We start from the raw sequence: 17,000 nt of genomic DNA, 5'->3' as shown, positions 1-17,000 counted from the left end.
GCAAGCGACCTCAATGGCCGCTTGCCGCATTGCGATTTTTTTCCGCCGCGCCGCTTTCGGCGGCGAGGCGGCGTTTCGGCCATGTCAGAGGCGGTAGTAGCGGTTCGCCCTGCGCTCGGCATTGGCGATCGCCTCTTCCGTCGAGCGCTGCCCCGTGACGGCTTCGGCGAACATGTCGACGAGCACGTAGTCGGCCATCACGCCCGCCGATGCATAGCCGAGCGGGCCGGCATATCCGTTCGGCCGCAGGCTTGCCGACGCGCGCGAATAGGGCTCGTGGATCGGCGTCGAGGTCCAGACCGGATTGTTCTCGAACGCCTTCAGGGGTTGGCAGCAATAGGCGCTGGCGCCCTCGATCCACGCGTTCATCTTGTCGGCCTGGTACATGAAGGCGAGATAGGCCTTCGCCGCCTGCGGGAACTTCGTGTGGTTGAAGATCGAGATCGTCGAGGTCTGGTGCAGTTCCACCGACTCGCCCACCGGCCCGATCGGAAGGTTGACCGTGCGGATGTCTTCCGCGAGGTCCGCCATCGCGGGATCGTTCTTGGCCGAATAGTAGAGCGAGACGCCGTTGGCCGTCAGCGAAACCTGGCCGGCCATGAAGGCGCGGTTGTTGTTGATGTCGAGCCAGCTTTCCGTTCCGGGAATGTAGGTCGCATAGAGCGCCTTGGCGTATTCGACGGCCGCCTTGGTCTCGGCGCTGTTGATGGCGACCTTGCCCTGCTCGTCGACCATCTTGCCGCCATGGCTCCAGAGCAGCCAATGGGCATAGTTGTTGCCGTCGCCGACCGCCTTGCCGTGCGGGAAGCCCGCCGGCGTTCCCTTCGCCTGCAGCGCCTTGCAGAGTTCCAGGAAGCCCTGCGTGTCCTTCGGGAATTCCGAGAACCCGGCCGCTTCCATATGGCTCTGGCGGTAGCAGATCGCGTTGCCGATGGCGCACAGCGGCAGGGCGATGAACTGGTCGCCACGTCTTGCATAGCCTTCGAGGCCCGGATACCAGCCGCCATGGGCAGCACCGAGGGAGGTCCCGAGATCGGTCACGTCGACCAGCTTGTCGGGATATTGATGCGCGTCGTCGAACCAGCCCATCACCATGTCCGGTCCCGATCCGATATTCGCCGCCACGGCAGCCTTGGGACGCACGTCCTCCCAGCTTTCCTGGTCGATGCGGACCTCGACGCCGGTCGCCTCGGTGAAGGCCTTGGTGTTGGCGTTCCAGGCCTCCTCCTCGGCCTTGACGAAGGGAACCCAGCGCAGGAGACGAAGGCTGGCGCCCTCCTCCGGCGTGAAGGTGGGCACGCTGTCCTGGGCAAAGGCATGCTTGACGCCGAACTGCCCGCCAAGGGCGGCCGTCGCGGCGAGGCCGGTCGTGCCGGCGAGTACCTGTCTGCGAGTGATAGCCATGCGTCTTTCCTCCTTTGTTCGGAACGTTATCGGTCCGCGCGGCTCAAACTCCCTGACCTGCCGCGCCTTCGCTTTTCGCTTCCGGGTCCTCCGCCCGTCGGCGATCTCCTCCCGCTTCGGCTTAAGCGGCGAACCTGATGCCTGTCTGCGCGTCGAAAAGATGAATCGCGGCAGGGTCGATCGAAACGTTGAGTGTCTCCCCCGGCCGCACCGTCACGCGTTCCCTGAAGACGCAGGTGATCTCCGCCGCGCCGAGTTTAGCGACGACCTGGCTTTCCGAGCCGGTCGGCTCCACCACGATCACCTCCATGCCGATCGGGCCGCCCAGCACGATCCCCTCCGGGCGCACGCCGTAGACGAGTTCCCTTCCCCTCGCCTCCTGCGGCGACCGGGATACGGGCAGCGCGATGCCGTCGCTGGTGACGAAGCGAGCCGCATCGTCCGTGTCGAGCCTGCCGTGCAGCATGTTCATGGCCGGCGAGCCGATGAAGCCGGCCACGAACAGGTTATTGGGACGGTCGTAGAGTTCCAGCGGCGCCCCGATCTGCTCCACGACGCCGTCATGCATGACGACGATCTTGTCGGCCATCGTCATCGCCTCGATCTGGTCGTGGGTGACATAGACCGTCGTGGTGGCGAGGCGCTGATGGAGGTTCTTGATCTCCGTGCGCATCGACACCCGCAACTTGGCGTCGAGGTTGGAAAGCGGCTCGTCGAAGAGGAAGACCTGCGGGTCGCGCACGATGGCCCGTCCCATCGCCACACGCTGGCGCTGGCCGCCGGAAAGCTGGCGGGGGTAGCGTTGCAGGAGATTGGAAAGCCCGAGAATTTGCGCGGCGGGCTTCACGCGCTCCTCGATCTCCACCTTCGACGCCCCCTTGAGGAGCAGGGAGAAGGCCATGTTCTCGGCGACGGTCATATGCGGATAGAGCGCATAATTCTGGAAGACCATCGCGATGTCGCGATCCTTGGGCGGGAGATTGTTGACGACGCGATCGCCGATCCGGATCTCGCCCGACGTGATGTGCTCGAGGCCCGCCAGCATGCGCAGCAGGGTGGATTTTCCGCAACCGGAAGGGCCGACCAATATGACGAACTCGCCGTCTTCGATGTCGACGCTCACGCCCTTTATGACGGAATGCGTTCCAAAGGACTTTCGTACGTCGGCGATCTCGACAGATGCCATTAACTCCTCCCAGCACCATGAATTGGACGACGGCCTTGTTCCGTACCGCTCGTCCGCTGCGTAACTTCACCCCCTCCCGACGAATGGCATCTGGTTCGCCATCACCGTCATCGTAAGCACGTTCGCCGAAAGCGGCAGTCCCGTCATGTAGACGACCGCCTCTCCCACCAGGCGGGGATCGATCGTCGCCTCGGCGGCGGTCCGGCCGTCCGCCTGCAGGACACCCTTGGAAATCGTCTGCGTCATCGCGCTCGCCGCATTGCCGATGTCGATCTGGCCGCAGGCGATGTTGAAGGCCCGGCCTTCGAGCGAAGTCGCCTTGGTCAGCCCGGTGATCGCATGCTTGGTGGCGGCATAGGGCGCGGAGTTGGGTCGCGGCGTCGTCGCCGACACCGAGCCGTTGTTGACGATCCTGCCGCCTTGCGGGCTCTGCGCCTTGAAGAGGCGGACCGCCTCCTGGGTGCAAAGGAAGGCGCCGGTGAGATTGGAAGCCACGACCGCGTTCCACTCCTCGAAGGAAACCTCCTCCAGAGGAAGAAGCGGCGCGTTGATGCCTGCATTGTTGACGAGCAGGTCCAACCGGCCGAAGCGCGAGACGACCTCCGCGAACAGCGCCTTCACCGACGCCGGATCGGAGATGTCGGCGCGGATCGGCACGACCGGGCGCCCGGCCGCGGAAGTCATTTCGGCGGCGGCCGTTTCCAGCACTTCGATGCGTCGCCCGGTGACAACCACGCGGTAGCCGGCGGTGGCGAGTGCTTCCGCGATCGCCCGTCCGACGCCGGTTCCGCCGCCCGTGACCAAGGCCACGGGGCCGCTCGATCCGGAAGCTTCAGTCATGCCCGCGCCTGCGGCGAGAATTCATCCGGTATCCTCCCTTGGTCCGGTTTTGCCCGAACTGGCCGCTCCTCCGGCGGCGTTTCGCTGCGGCATGGCAGCGCTGCTTTAAATCGGTAACCCATCGTTTCCGGCATGACAAGGCTGTATTTGGCAGCGCTGCCATTTTAGTGTAGAACGATTTCGCGACGGTCTCTCCAAAGGCTTCGCGGGGACAAAAAAGCTCATCGGGCTTTTGGAGAAAGCTGGAGGAATGTCGGAAACAACCAGGGGTCCCAAGGCCGGCAAGACCGTCACGCTTCGCGAAGTCAGCGAGGCGGCCGGCCTCGGCATGAGCACCGTTTCGCGGGTACTTCGCAATCATGGTTCGTTTTCCGCCGAGACACGCGCGCGCGTCATCCAGGTGGTCGACGAGCTCGGCTATGTGCCGAACCGCGTGGCGGGCGCCCTCGCCTCCGCCGGGTCGAACCTCGTCGGGATCGTCATACCCTCGCTGCACAACATCGTCTTCCCCGATCTTCTGAGCGGCGCGGGCCGGTCGCTCGACCCGCTCGGCTATCAGTCGGTGATCGGGGTAACGGATTACGATCTCGGGCGCGAGGAAGTGCTGATCCAGTCGATGCTTGCCTGGCGGCCGGCGGCGTTTCTGGTCGTGGGTCTCGAGCACACGGAGAAGACCCGTTCGATGCTCGTCGGCAGCGGCGTGAGGGTGGCCGAGCTTCTCGACACCGACGGCGAAGGCATCGACCTGGTCGTCGGCTTCTCGCAGCACAAGGCGGGTGCGGCGAGCGCCCGCCATCTTCTGGAAAAGGGCTACCGCAGGATCGGCTATATCGGCCCGGCCTTCGACGCGGACTCCAGATCGGCCAAGCGCTACGAAGGCTTTCGGACCGTGCTGTCGCAAAGCGGAATCGCCCTCGCCGACATGGAGCTCATAGCCGGCACCTCGTCCACCGAGGCGGGACGCGCCGCGCTCGAGCGCCTGCTCGCGCGCGGCAAGAAGCTCGACGCCGTCTATTTTTCGAATGACGATTTCGCCATGGGCGGCCTCTTCCATTGCATCGTCTCCGGAATCTCGGTGCCGTCGCAACTGGCCATCATGGGGTTCAACGGGCTGGATATCGGCCGCTTCGCGCCGCAGCCGCTCACCACCGTGATGACGCCGCGCGCGGAAGTGGGGGAGATCGCCGCCAGCCTGATCCTGGAGGGCGGACCGCCGACGGTGGTGGAAGTGGCCTTCGAACTGATAGCGGGGGCCACGTCATAGATAATGCCGCGGCCCAAAGGCGCGGACCGCGCCTTTGCGCTTCGGCGACGGTTTCAACACTGAAGTGCAAAGGGAGGAAAAGCATGCTTCGAAGAACCTTACTGGGCCTGATGGCGTCGGCAGGCGTCGTTGCCGGAATATTGCCTTTGGCGACGCCGGCCATGGCGCAATATCCCGATCGCCCGCTGACCATCATCGTGCCGTGGGGTGCCGGCGGCGGAACAGATGCGACGGCACGCATCATCGGCTCGCTCCTGGAGAAGGAACTCGGCCAGCCGGTGAACGTCACCAACCGCACCGGCGGTTCCGGCGTGGTCGGCCATTCCGCGATCGCGGAAGCAGAGGCGGACGGCTACACGCTCGGCATCGCGACCGTGGAAATCGGCATGATGCACTGGCAGGGCCTCACCAATCTGACATGGGAAGCCTACACGCCGCTGGCGCTGATGAACGAGGATGCCGCCGGCGTGCAGGTTTCAGCCGATTCGGAATATGAGAACCTCGAAGGACTGCTCGAAGCGATCAAGTCGAGCCCGGCCGGCACCTTCCGCGCATCCGGCACCGGACAGGGCGGCATCTGGCATCTCGCCATCGCGGGCATGCTGAACGACAAGGGGATCGATCCGGCACTGGTGTCCTGGGTGCCGAGCGAAGGTGCCGCGCCCGGACTGCAGGATCTCGTTGCCGGCGGGGTCGGCATCGTGCCCTGTTCGCTGGTCGAGGCGCGTTCCCTGATCGACGCCGGCAGGGTCAAGTCGCTGGCGGTGATGTCGCCCGACCGCAGCGAGCTCTTCCCCGACGTGCCGACGCTGAAGGAAGCGGCCGGCTCCGACTGGCAGATCGGCGCCTGGCGTGGGATCGTCGGGCCGAAGGGCCTGCCGGAAGACGTCGCGGCGAAGCTGACGGAGGCATTGAAGACCGTCTACGACAGCGAGGAATATCGCGGCTTCATGGAAAAGCAGGGCTTCGGCGTGCGCTGGGCTCCGGCCGCCGAATTCGGCGACTTCATGGACAAGAGCAACAAGGCTCTCGGCGAGACCATGAAGGCGGTCGGACTGGCCAAGTAGCGACGAAACGGCGGGAGCGCGGGAGGCTGGCCACCGCCCACGTCACCTCTTCGCGTTCCTGCCACCCGCCACAGGTGGAGATCTCATGCGTTTCAGCGATACCATGCTCGGTGCCGTGCTGCTCGTCTTCGGGCTCGCGGGCGGCATCTATTCCCAATCCTTCCCCGCGATACCCGGCCAGCGATACGGTGCTGCCGCCTTTCCGACCGCGATCGCCATAGGCTTCGCCGCCTGCGGGCTCGCCATGCTGGCCGCCGGATGGCGCTCGGCAGGCGTGCCCCTCATCATGCGGACCGAATGGACCCGCAAGCCGGGCGCCCTGCTTGCCGTGCTCGTCACCATCCTTTGCGTGGTCGCCTACATATTGTTCGCGCGGACGATCGGTTTCATCCCGGTAATGACGCTCATCCTGATCGTGCTCTTCAGGATGCTGCACGTGCCGTGGTGGAAAGCGATCGCCTACGCGATTTGCGCGACGCTGGTGACCGACTACATCTTCCGCAGCATCCTGCTCGTGCCGCTCCCCTTCGGGCTCATGCCCCGCATGCCCTGGTAGAAGGAGAGATCGACCGATGGATCCGATCATCGCCGCATTCGAACTGGTCATGACGTGGCAGGTACTGACCACGCTCCTGATGGCCGCCCTCTTCGGGCTGCTCGTCGGCGCCATTCCCGGCCTGACCGCCACCATGGCGACGGCGCTTCTGGTGCCGCTCACCTTCTTCATGGACCCCATTCCGGCGGTCGGCGCGATGGTGACATGCGCGGCGATGGCGATCTTCGCCGGCGACATCCCGAGCGCGCTGCTGCGGATGCCGGGAACGCCTGCATCCGCAGCCTACAGCGACGAAGCCTACGCCATGACGCGCAAGGGCCAGGCGGAGACGGTTCTCGGCGCCTGCGTGTTGTTTTCCGCCATAGGCGGCCTCTTCGGCACGGCCGTGCTGATCTTCGCGGCACCGGCACTCGCCGAGATCGCGCTCAACTTCTCCTCGCCCGAATATTTCTGGATGGCTTTGCTCGGCCTCACCTGCTCGGCCTTCATCGGGGCCGCGTCGCCGCTCAAGGGCGCGGTCAGCCTGCTGATCGGCCTGTTCGTGGCGACCATCGGCCTCAACAATCCCGCCGGCGTCCCGCGCTTCACCTTCGGCTCGACCGAGATGATGGCAGGCATCGATTTCATCCCGGCGATGATCGGCCTCTTCGCGGTCTCCGAAGTGTTCCGCACGATCGCCGCCGGCGCACCGCCCTGGGAAGGCGTCCAGGGCAAGGTGGGCAACATCTTCCGCAACTGGGGCGGCATGGTGAAGACCTACTGGCGCCAGCAGATCCGCGGCAACGTCATGGGAACGCTGATCGGCATCCTGCCGGGCGCGGGCGCCGACGTCGCGGCCTATGTCAGCTATGCCGTCAGCCGCCGCTTCTCCAGGACGCCTGAAAAGTTCGGCACCGGCCATCTCGAAGGCATCGTGGAGAGCACCTCGGCGAACAACGCCTCATTGTCGAGCGCGTGGATCCCGGCGCTCGTCTTCGGCATTCCGGGCGACACGATCACGGCGATCGTCATCGGCGTCCTCTACGTCAAGGGCATGAATCCCGGGCCGACGCTGTTCCTGTTCAACCCGCAGACGATCTACGCCGTCTTCCTCATCTTCATCCTCGCCAACCTCTTGATGGTTCCGCTCGGCTGGGTCGCGATCAAGCTGGCGAAGCGCCTGCTGCAGGCACCGCGCACGGTGCTGATGCCGATTATCCTCGCCTTCTGCATCGTCGGCGCATTCGGTTCCAACAACACCGCCTACGGCATCATCGTGATGCTCGTCTTCGGCGTGCTCGGCTTCTTCATGGAGGAGAACGACATACCGATTGCGCCCTGCATTCTCGGCATCGTCATCGGCCCGATACTGGAGCGCAACTTCATCACCACGATGATCAAGTCCGACGGATCGATCGTCGCCTTCTTCGATCGTCCGATCGCGGCAGGACTCGGGGTTTTCCTGATCCTGGTCTGGCTCTCGGTGCTCGTCGGGGTGATCCGGCAGCGCCGCTCCGGCCAAATGAGCGAGGCCGACCAGACATAGCGGCAAACGAAACATCGCCCGCGACTTTCGTCGCGGGCGATGCGAAAATCGGAATGAATTCCCGTCAGTAGACGGCGCGACCGCCGGAAATGTCGAAGACGGCGCCGGTGGAGAAGGAGCAATCCTCCGAGGCGAGCCAGCAGATCATCGCCGCGATCTCCGCCGGTTCGACGAAGCGCTGCAACGGTATCTTCGACAGCATGAAGTCGATGTGCTCCTGGCTCATCTGGTCGAAGATCGCCGTACGCGCGGCCGCCGGCGTGATGCAGTTGACGAGAATGCCCGACCCCGCGAGTTCCTTGCCGAGCGATTTGGTGAGGCCGATGAGGCCGGCCTTCGACGCGGAATAATGGGACGCGTTGGGGTTTCCTTCCTTGCCGGCGATCGAAGCGATGTTGATGATGCGGCCATAGCCCTTCTCGATCATCAGCGGCACCATCGCGCGGCATGTCAGGAAAGGCGCGATGAGGTTGACCTCGACGGTCTTGCGCCAGATTTCGGGCGAAAGTTCCCAGGTCTTGGCGTTGCCACCGGTTATCCCGGCATTGTTGACCAGGATGTCGACCTTGCCGGCCTTCTCGAAGGCTTCCCGGGTGGCGGCCACGACCGACGCCTCGTCGGTCAATTCGACCACCCGGCCGCTCGCCCCCGCGCCGAGCTTGGCGACGGCTTCGTCGATCGCCTTGCCGTCCATGTCCCAGATGATGACGGCTCCGCCACTCGCCAAGATCCGTTCGGACGTCGCCAATCCGATGCCGCGCGCGCCGCCGGTGACGACGGCCGTGCGCCCTTCGAGATCGATCCGGTTCATTCTTTTTCTCCTCCTGAAATCCGGGCGCTCCAGGCCCCGGGTTCGTTAGACCAGGTCGCGCTACGCCTTGGCGGGCGTCAAGCCATTCAACTCCGCGACGATATCCGAGAGCATCGGCACATAATCGCCACCTCTGCCGAGGGCCTCGGCGGTGGCAAGTCCATTCTTCACGCTGGCCGAAAGATGGGCCGCTATGCCGCTCTCGTTGGCGAGCGAGACCAGATAGCGCATGTCCTTGTGCGCGTTGCGCAGCGTGAATTTGTGCGCATCACGATCGCGCTCGACCACATATTTCATGAATGTCTGGTAGAAGCCGCAATCCATGCGCCCGCTGCCGATGACGCCGTGGAACACCTCGGCCGTAATGCCGCTCTTGGCGCCGATCGCGAGCGCCTCGGAGTAGACGGCGGCATAGCCGAGCGAGACGAAATTGTTGAGCAGCTTCATCGTATGGCCGGCGCCGGTCTCGCCGACACGGACGATCTTTCCCGCCCAGCATTCGAAGATGGGACGGAGTCGCTCGAAATCCTGCGGCGACGCGCCGACCATCGTGTCGAGCGTGCCTTCCCAGGCCTCCTTCGGCGTCCGTGACAGCGGCGCATCGACCAGCACGACACCCGCCTCGGCGCATGCGCCCGCTAGTGCGCGCGTCGAGACAGGATTGCTCGTCGAGCAGTCGACTATCGTCTTGCCCGCCGCGCCGGAAGCAAGAATGCCGGCAACCGCCGCCTCCACTTCCGGGCTTCCCGGCAGGCACAGAAAGACGACGTCCGACTTGCCGGCGAGCGCGGCGACGTCCTCCGCCTCCTCCGCTCCGCGCGACTTCAGATCCTCGACCGGCTTGCGATTGCGGTGGGCGAGAACCGTAAGCGTGTAGCCCGCCTCGACGATGTTCTTCGCGATGCCATGGCCCATCAGCCCAACGCCGATGAAACCTATGCGGGGCCGGCCCGTCATGATCGCTGCCCCTCTTCCGCGAGATCCGCGATATGGGCGCGGATGATCGAGGTGAAATCGGCGTCGGCCGCGAACCCCGCCTCGGAGGCGCGGTCGGCGGCGAAGTTGCGCGGCCAGCCGGCGACGATCTTCGCGATGGTCTCGTCCGGCGCGCGGCGGATCAGCGCGACCGCCTCGTCTCCCGCAACCTCGCGCAACGCCTCTACCATCTCGCCGACGGTCACCGAAAGACCGGGCATGGTGAGCGAGCGGCGCGGCCCGAGCGCCGAGGTGTCCATCGTCGCCGCGTGGATCAGGAAACCGACGGCGGCAGCCGGGCTCGCAACCCAGTGTCGAACGTCATCGCTGACCGGAAGCACCGCCTCGAGGCCACTGAGCGGCTCCCTGATGATGCCGGAGAAGAAGCCCGAGGCCGCCTTGTTGGGCTTGCCCGGCCGCACGACGATTGTTGGCAGGCGAATGCCGACGCCGTCGACGAAACCCTTCCTCGTATAGTCGGCGAGCAGCAGTTCGCCGATCGCCTTCTGCGTGCCGTAGCTCGTCAGCGGCGCCTGCAGGAACGTATCCGATATCGCCTCCTCGAAAGGCGCGCCGAAGACAGCGATCGAGGAGGTGAAGACGAGCCGCGGGCAATAGGCTTCGCCCTGCTTGCGGATCGCCTCGAGCAGATCGCGCGTGCCGTCGAGATTGACACGGTAGCCCTTCTCGAAGTCCGCCTCCGCCTCGCCGGAGACGATGGCCGCGAGGTGGAAGATCACGTCGGGGCGTTTGGCCACCAGCGCGGAGATCGTGGCCGGATCGGAAATGTCGCCGGCGCTGGTCTCGACCAGATCGGAGGCCGCCGCCGGCTCCACCACGTCGAAGGCGTCGATCGCCGTGACCGAACGGCCGCCGAGGCTGCCCTGCGCCAGCAGCGCCTCCGTGAGCTTGCGTCCGATCATTCCGCCGGCGCCGAGTATCAGTATCCGCATCGATATCCTCCCTTTGGCCAGGCCGGCCATGTCGTTCGTCGATTGTTGCGCCGCGCCGTCCCTCGCGGCTCGTTGCGTCAATGATTGTCGCGGGGAACCGTGGCGCTTTTCCCGTCGACGCCGCCCTGGGCAAGGCGGCGGTAGGCCACCGCGGGCTCGAGCACCATGCCGGTTTCGAGCTGCGAGACGATGCCGCGCTGGATTTCCTGCCACGGCGTCTGGTGCGCCGGATATTGATAGCCGCCGGCTTCCGCCAGGGCAGCTCGACGGCTCCCCAGTTCCTCGTCGGAGATCAGGATGTCGGCGGAGCCGCGCTCGAGATCGATGCGCACCTTGTCGCCTGTCCTCAACAGCGCAAGCCCGCCACCCACGGCGGCTTCAGGCGAAGCGTTGAGGATGGACGGCGAGCCCGAGGTACCCGACTGCCGGCCGTCGCCGATGCAGGGAAGCGAATGCACGCCGCGCTTCAAGAGATAATCCGGGGCGCGCATGTTGACGACCTCCGCCGCGCCCGGATAGCCGATGGGCCCGGCGCCGCGCATGAAGAGCACGCAACGCTCGTCGATTTCGAGCGACGGATCGTCGATGCGCGCGTGATAGTCCTCCGGCCCCTCGAAGACGACCGCCCTGCCCTCGAAGGCCATCGGATCGTCCGGGTTCGACAAATAGCGCTCGCGAAACTCCTGCGAGATCACCGACAGCTTCATGATCGCGCTATCGAACAGATTGCCCCTGAGCACGCGGAAGCCGGCGTGGGTCTTCAGCGGACGATCGATCGGGCGGATGACGTTCTCGTCCACGATTTCCGCGCCGCGACAATTATCGCCGATCGAGCGGCCGTTGACCGTCGGCGCATTCTCGGCGATCAGCCCCTCGCGCATGAGCTGGTTGACGACGGCCGGAACGCCGCCGGCGCGATAATAGTCCTCGCCGAGATATTCGCCGGCAGGCTGCAGGTTGACCAGCAGCGGAACGTCCTCGCCATAGGTCTGCCAGTCGTCGATCGAGAGTTCGACGCCGACATGGCGCGCAAGTCCGTTGAGGTGGATCGGCGCGTTGGTCGAGCCGCCGATCGCCGAATTGACGCGGATGGCGTTGATGAAGGCGTCGCGGGTGAGGATATCCGAAGGCTTCAGATCCTCGAAGACCATGTCCACGATGCGCTTCCCGGTGAGATACGCAACCTCCTGCCGATCGCGATAGGGAGCCGGGATGGCGGCTGAGCCAGGCAGTTGCATGCCGAGCGCCTCGGCCAGCGAGTTCATCGTCGTCGCCGTACCCATCGTGTTGCAATAACCGGTGGAGGGTGCCGAGGACGCGACGAGCTTGATGAAGCCGGCATAGTCGATCTCGCCCGCCGCCATCATTTCGCGGGCCTTCCATACGATCGTGCCCGAGCCCGTGCGCTCGCCGCGGAACCATCCGTTGAGCATCGGACCGACCGAAAGCGCGATCGCCGGGATGTTCACGGTCGCGGCCGCCATCAGGCAGGCGGGCGTTGTCTTGTCGCAGCCGATCGTCAGCACCACGCCGTCCAGCGGATAGCCGTAGAGGATCTCGACGAGGCCGAGATAGGCGAGGTTGCGATCGAGCCCGGCCGTCGGCCGCTTGCCGGTTTCCTGAATCGGATGGACGGGAAACTCGATGACGATCCCGCCAGCCTCGCGAATGCCTTCACGCACCCGCTTCGCAAGTTCGAGATGGTGACGGTTGCAGGGCGAAAGGTCGGAACCGGTCTGGGCGATGCCGATGATCGGCTTTCCGGACTGAAGCTCCTCAAGCGTCAGGCCGTAATTCAGATAGCGCTCCAGATAAAGCGCCGTCATGTCCGGATTCGACGGATTGTCGAACCACGCACGCGAGCGGAGGTTTCCGGGCTTGGCATCACGAGTCATGGCAGAACTCCGCACGTTGGGCCGACCGCGACGGCCGGGAATTTCGAGAATGGCAGCGCTGCCATTCAGGTACACGATAATTTTCCTTTGCTCAACGTCAATACGTCGGCAACGGATTTATTGAGCGTTGTCGAAGCCCGGTTTCGTGGGAATTTATCGGTGGACGCCTCGCCATGCCGCGCGGAGTGGGCGATCGCATGCGGAGCACGATGTTCCAGCGCCGACGCGAGCGATGGCCTTGGCCAAGCCCTTTATCTTTCGCCCGCCGGTCCGTGCTCCACCAAGGATCTCGGCGCCGTCGCGGCCGTTCCGTTGCCCGTTCCGCCGCCGATCGCCCGCTCAAGCACCTCGAGCGCGTTTGCGGGGGTCTCGTCGGAAACCCACGCGACGAACTGGTCCGGGCGCACCAGGATGTAGCGCGCTTCATAGGCATCCACTTCGCCCTCGCGGGCTTCGGCCACGATTTCCAGCGGCAGGTCCAGACGCGCGGCGGCATTTCTGAAACCCGCGATTGCGTCGGCATCGCCGTCAAGGGCGAGCAGGGTGAACCCCTCCCCCAGCTTCTCGAACACGTTCGCGCCCGACGGCAGCCGCCGCGGTGCCAGATGGTGGCCGGGCCGCGCCCTGAAGCTGTGGCCGCCGACGGCGTCGGTCTTCGCGCCCGGCGCACCGGCCACGACCGGCGAGCCACGATAGTTCGGCTCGAAGGCGTTCACCTCGCCGCGTGCGCCGGAGCCCCTTGCGATCCACTCGGCCTCGAAGGCCGCGCGGTCGCGCCGGGGATCGAAAGCCTCGAGGAACGCGCGATCGCTCTCGATGGCCTTTTCGATATAGTCGCGCGCGGTGGACGCGAAGACCGGACGTCGTTCCTCGTCATAGCTGTCGAGCAGACGCGGTCCCGCCCAACCCTGCAGCGTGGCGGCAAGCTTCCAGCCGAGATTTCTCGCATCCTCGAAGCCGGTATTGATGCCGTAGCCGCCATAGGGCGGATGGCTGTGGGCGGCATCGCCCGCGATGAAGACGCGGCCCTTGCGATAGCTGTCGGCGGTCGCGACGCGCAGGTCCCAGAAGCCGATATGTTCGAAATCGACGTCGAACTCGGCGCCGGCCGCGCGGTGGAGATAGGATTTGAAGTCGAAATTGTCCTTCGTCGTATCCGCCGGCACCGGTGCGTGAAAGAACCAGGTATTGCCGAGATCGACCCTGCCGAAGAACTGCCAATACCCTTTCAGGTCCGGATGCAGCACATTGTAGAACGACTTGCCCGGAAACCGCTTGAGGAGCTCATGCAGCCCGGTCGAGCGGAAAACGAGAAGCACCATCAGCCGGTCGTGCTCGGAACGCGTCTGGGCGATGCCCGCCTCCTCGCGCACGAGCGAACGGCTGCCGTCGCAGCCAACGGCATAGCGGCCCCGCACCGTGAGATGTTCGTCGCCGTCCTTGCGCTTGGCGAGGACGGCGACGCCGTCCTCGCCCTGCTCGATCCCCGCGGCGCTCCATCCATAGAGAAGTTCGACCGTCGGCAGTTGGGCCGCCCGCGCCCGCAGCACCTCTTCCGTCGCATATTGGGGAAGCCGCTCATTGTCGGTGTAGTAGAACGGCCGCACGAGCTCGCGCTGCAGCCAGTCGTAATGATAGTCGCCGAGCAACGTGCCGTAGGCAGTCAGGCCGCCGATGCCATATTCCTTCGGCACGGTGCGGGCCGCGCGCAACTCCTTCTCCGCGCCCCAGAAATGGAAATGCTCCATCGTGCGCTGCGTCAGGTTCTGGCCCTTGGGAACGGGCTGCGGCGACGCATGGCGCTCGACGACGATCGTGCCGACGCCCCTCTGGCCAAGCTCGATGGCAAGCCCCATGCCTACCGGCCCGCCGCCGACGATCACGACGTCGGCCGCCTTTTCCGCCGCATTCTCCATAGTCCGATCCATCATTCCCTCAGCCGCCGCGCCGCGCGGTCGGCGGTCATTTCCATCGGTTCACGCGATTCCGTTCGGCTCAGGCCGTTCCGGCCTCGAGATAGACATGCTTGGTTTCGAGGAAGTCGTTGAGCCCCTCCACGCCATGAAGCCGGCCGAGGCCTGAATGGCGGTAGCCGCCCGTCTCGCCCTCCGCGAAGAGCCTGCCGTGGCAATTGAGCCAGACGGTGCCGGAACGGATCGCCCGCGACATCCGCATCGATCGGTTGAGGTCGCGCGTGAACACGCTTGCGGCAAGTCCGTAGCGCGTCGCATTCGCCTTGGCGACGGCTTCCGCCTCGTCCGCGAAGGTCTCTATCGAGACGATCGGACCGAAGAGCTCTTCCTGGACGAGATCGGAATTCACATCCTCGATGCGGAAAAGCGACGGAGTGACGAAGGCGCCGGCCGAAAGCGCGCCGGCGGCCGGTCCGCCCTTCAGCACCAGTTCGCCCTCGTCGCCGGCACGCTCGATGAGGCGCAGGACGCGGTCCTGGTTCGGATGGTCGATCAGCGAGCCCATCTGGCTTTGCGGATCGGCGCCCGGCCCGACGCGCACTGCCGAGAAAGCGGCCTTGATGCGATCGGTGAATTCCTTCTCGACCGACTTCTCGACCAGAAAGCGCGCCGCCGCGATGCAGATCTGTCCCGCCATGGTGAGCGCGCCGCCGGTGAGTTCCCGACAGGCCTGGTCGAGATCGGCGTCGGCGAAGACCACGGCCGGCGCCTTGCCGCCGAGCTCGAGCGAAAGCCGCTTCAGGGTCGGGGCGGCGCCCGCCATGATGCGCTTGCCCGTGGCGCTCGACCCGGTAAACGAGATGACGTCGATGTCGTTCGAGGCGACCAGCGCCTCGCCGACCTCCGAGCCGTGCTCGTTGACCGAGTTGACGACGCCTTTCGGCAGCGACGGGCATTCGGCCAGGCATCGCATCACGCGTGCATGGATCAGCGGCGTCTGCGGCGCCGGCTTGATGACCGTGGTGCAGCCGGCGGCGAGCGCGGGGCCGAGCGAGCGCACCAAAAGCGTGACCGGCGCATTCCACGGAACGATGATGGCGGCGACGCCGGCGGCTTCGCGGTTCATCATGGAAAAATTGCCCGGCGCGGTTTCCATGGTGCGCCCGAGCACGGTGCGGGCGAGGCCGCCATAGTAGCGGGCCTCCGAGATCGCGCCCATCGTCTCGCCGAGCGCCTCCCGCCTGAGCTTGCCGTTTTCGGCCACGACCAGATCGGCGATCTCCTCCTTGGCGGCTTCCAGGCGATCGGCGAATTCGAACAGCACCGCGGCCCGCAGGCGCGGCGACGACGCCCAGGCGCTGCGCTCGAAGGTCTCGCGCGCAACGGCTGCCGCCTGGTCGGCCAGTGCCCTAGTGCCGGGAACATAGGTTCCGAGCACCTTTCCGTCGGCGGGGTTGCGGCTGTCGAGCGCCGCGCCTCCACCCAGCCACTCGCCGTCTATATAGTTGCGGGCTTCAGGGAGAGTGTTCGCCATAGCTGCCTCCTAAAGCTTCAGCCCGAGCAGCTTCACCGCATTGTCCTGATAGAGCTTGCGGCGCACCTCGTCCGAAACGTCGAGGCTGTCCAGGATGCGGATCGTCTCTCGGATATACATCGGTCCGCCCTCCGGATCGAAGGGCGCATCGGAGGCGAACATGACGCGGTCCTCGCCGAAGAACTCGATCGCGTGCTCGATCGCCTTGCGCGAACCGAACGAAGCGGTGTCGGCGTAGAACTCCTTGAAATATTCGAGATGCGGACGCTTCAGCGCATTGCGCACTGCGCCAAGATCGCGATCCGTCGTGCGCTTGCCCATCTGGTCCCAGCCGGGGCCGACGCGGCCTTCGAAGAAGGGGATCATGCCGCCGGCATGGTGGGTGACAACCTTGAGGCCCGGATATTTGTCGAACAGCCGCGAGAACACCATGCGCGCCATCGCCGCCGAGGTCTCGTATGGCCAGCCGAACGTCCACCAAATCTCATATTCCGAGCGTTTCTCCTTGAGATAGTCCGGGAAATTCTCCCCTCGCGCCGGGTGGAGCCAGACCGCCTTGCCCGCCTTGGCCATATATTCGAAGAAAGGCTCGTATTCCGGTAGATCGACGGGGTTGCCGGCGATGTTGGTGAATATCTGCATGCCGACGGCGCCGAGATCCTCGACCGCGCGGCGGCATTCCTCGACGAGGGCATCCGGATTGTTCATCGGCGCGGTGCCGATGAAGGCGGGGAAGCGGTCGGGATGCTTCGCGACCAGTTCGGCCATGGAATCGGAGCCGATGCGGCTCAGTTCCAGCGCCTTTTCCGGACCTGCAAGCTTTTCCAGCGGCGGCGAGGCGAGCGAAAGCACCTGGCGATAATCGTCGCCGAATATGTCCATGACCTCGAAGCGACGGTCCAGTTCCGTCATCATCGGCACCGCGCCCGAGCGCATGGTGATGTCCGTCATCTCGCCGATATGCGCGATCAGCGCATCGAAGAAGGGCTTCGGCCAGATGTGATTGAAGATGTCGATTTTCTGCATGAAGTCTCGCTCCCGAAATGTCGGGGCAAGATGCGGCGCCTAGCCATCGAA

14 protein-coding genes are annotated in these 17,000 nt (G+C 65.1%); 4 read left to right on the top strand and 10 right to left on the bottom strand.

The window, feature by feature from the left end:
* Positions 1-84: 84 nt before the first annotated feature.
* From XW59_RS26460 to XW59_RS26450, 3 genes are all read right to left on the bottom strand, one after another.
* Complete coding sequence (locus XW59_RS26460; protein ID WP_047148401.1) at positions 85-1,404, bottom strand: ABC transporter substrate-binding protein; 1,320 nt, start codon at positions 1,402-1,404, stop codon at positions 85-87.
* 121 nt (positions 1,405-1,525) lie between these two features.
* A complete protein-coding gene (gene ugpC, locus XW59_RS26455) occupies positions 1,526-2,590 on the bottom strand; it encodes a sn-glycerol-3-phosphate ABC transporter ATP-binding protein UgpC (RefSeq protein ID WP_047148400.1) in 1,065 nt (354 codons plus the stop codon).
* A gap of 66 nt (positions 2,591-2,656) precedes the next feature.
* A complete protein-coding gene (locus XW59_RS26450) occupies positions 2,657-3,430 on the bottom strand; it encodes an SDR family oxidoreductase (RefSeq protein ID WP_047148399.1) in 774 nt (257 codons plus the stop codon).
* Positions 3,431-3,680: 250 nt separating this feature from the next.
* On the opposite strand from XW59_RS26450, the gene XW59_RS26445 reads away from it, so the two are divergent.
* From XW59_RS26445 to XW59_RS26430, 4 genes are all read left to right on the top strand, one after another.
* The gene (locus XW59_RS26445; RefSeq protein WP_047148398.1) at positions 3,681-4,694 is read left to right on the top strand and encodes a LacI family DNA-binding transcriptional regulator; all 1,014 of its coding nucleotides are present in this window, start codon (positions 3,681-3,683) and stop codon (positions 4,692-4,694) included.
* Between the two features lie 110 nt (positions 4,695-4,804).
* A complete protein-coding gene (locus XW59_RS26440; protein WP_047148397.1) occupies positions 4,805-5,761 on the top strand; it encodes a tripartite tricarboxylate transporter substrate binding protein in 957 nt (318 codons plus the stop codon).
* Positions 5,762-5,846: 85 nt separating this feature from the next.
* Positions 5,847-6,317: a tripartite tricarboxylate transporter TctB family protein gene (locus XW59_RS26435; RefSeq protein WP_047148396.1), complete on the top strand. Its 471-nt coding sequence runs from the start codon at positions 5,847-5,849 to the stop codon at positions 6,315-6,317.
* Positions 6,318-6,333: 16 nt separating this feature from the next.
* On the top strand, positions 6,334-7,842 hold the full coding sequence (locus tag XW59_RS26430; RefSeq protein ID WP_047148395.1) for a tripartite tricarboxylate transporter permease: 1,509 nt from the start codon (positions 6,334-6,336) through the stop codon (positions 7,840-7,842).
* 64 nt (positions 7,843-7,906) lie between these two features.
* Here XW59_RS26430 and XW59_RS26425 read toward each other — a convergent pair whose 3' ends face one another.
* From XW59_RS26425 to XW59_RS26395, 7 genes are all read right to left on the bottom strand, one after another.
* Entirely contained in the window at positions 7,907-8,653 is a 747-nt protein-coding gene (locus XW59_RS26425) for an SDR family NAD(P)-dependent oxidoreductase (RefSeq protein ID WP_047148394.1), read from the bottom strand.
* Between the two features lie 60 nt (positions 8,654-8,713).
* Positions 8,714-9,610 (bottom strand): NAD(P)-dependent oxidoreductase, encoded by an 897-nt coding sequence (locus tag XW59_RS26420; protein ID WP_047148393.1) that lies wholly within the window; start codon positions 9,608-9,610, stop codon positions 8,714-8,716.
* On the bottom strand, positions 9,607-10,581 hold the full coding sequence (gene denD, locus XW59_RS26415; RefSeq protein WP_047148462.1) for a D-erythronate dehydrogenase: 975 nt from the start codon (positions 10,579-10,581) through the stop codon (positions 9,607-9,609). The genes XW59_RS26420 and denD overlap by 4 nt, the downstream gene beginning before the upstream one ends.
* 77 nt (positions 10,582-10,658) lie before the next feature.
* Entirely contained in the window at positions 10,659-12,476 is a 1,818-nt protein-coding gene (locus XW59_RS26410; protein ID WP_047148392.1) for an IlvD/Edd family dehydratase, read from the bottom strand.
* Between the two features lie 251 nt (positions 12,477-12,727).
* Positions 12,728-14,404: an FAD-dependent monooxygenase gene (locus XW59_RS26405; protein ID WP_082137801.1), complete on the bottom strand. Its 1,677-nt coding sequence runs from the start codon at positions 14,402-14,404 to the stop codon at positions 12,728-12,730.
* A 67-nt stretch (positions 14,405-14,471) separates the two neighbouring features.
* Entirely contained in the window at positions 14,472-15,923 is a 1,452-nt protein-coding gene (locus XW59_RS26400; RefSeq protein ID WP_137327107.1) for an aldehyde dehydrogenase family protein, read from the bottom strand.
* A 9-nt stretch (positions 15,924-15,932) separates the two neighbouring features.
* Positions 15,933-16,949, bottom strand: coding sequence for an amidohydrolase family protein (locus XW59_RS26395; protein WP_047148389.1), 1,017 nt, complete (start codon positions 16,947-16,949; stop codon positions 15,933-15,935).
* Positions 16,950-17,000: the final 51 nt, after the last annotated feature.

The organism is Aquamicrobium sp. LC103, assembly GCF_001014615.2.
In the GTDB taxonomy this organism is placed as follows: Bacteria; Pseudomonadota; Alphaproteobacteria; order Rhizobiales; family Rhizobiaceae; genus LBCQ02.
Note: the sequence above shows the minus strand (reverse complement) of the source record. Positions and strands in the feature narration are given on the sequence as shown.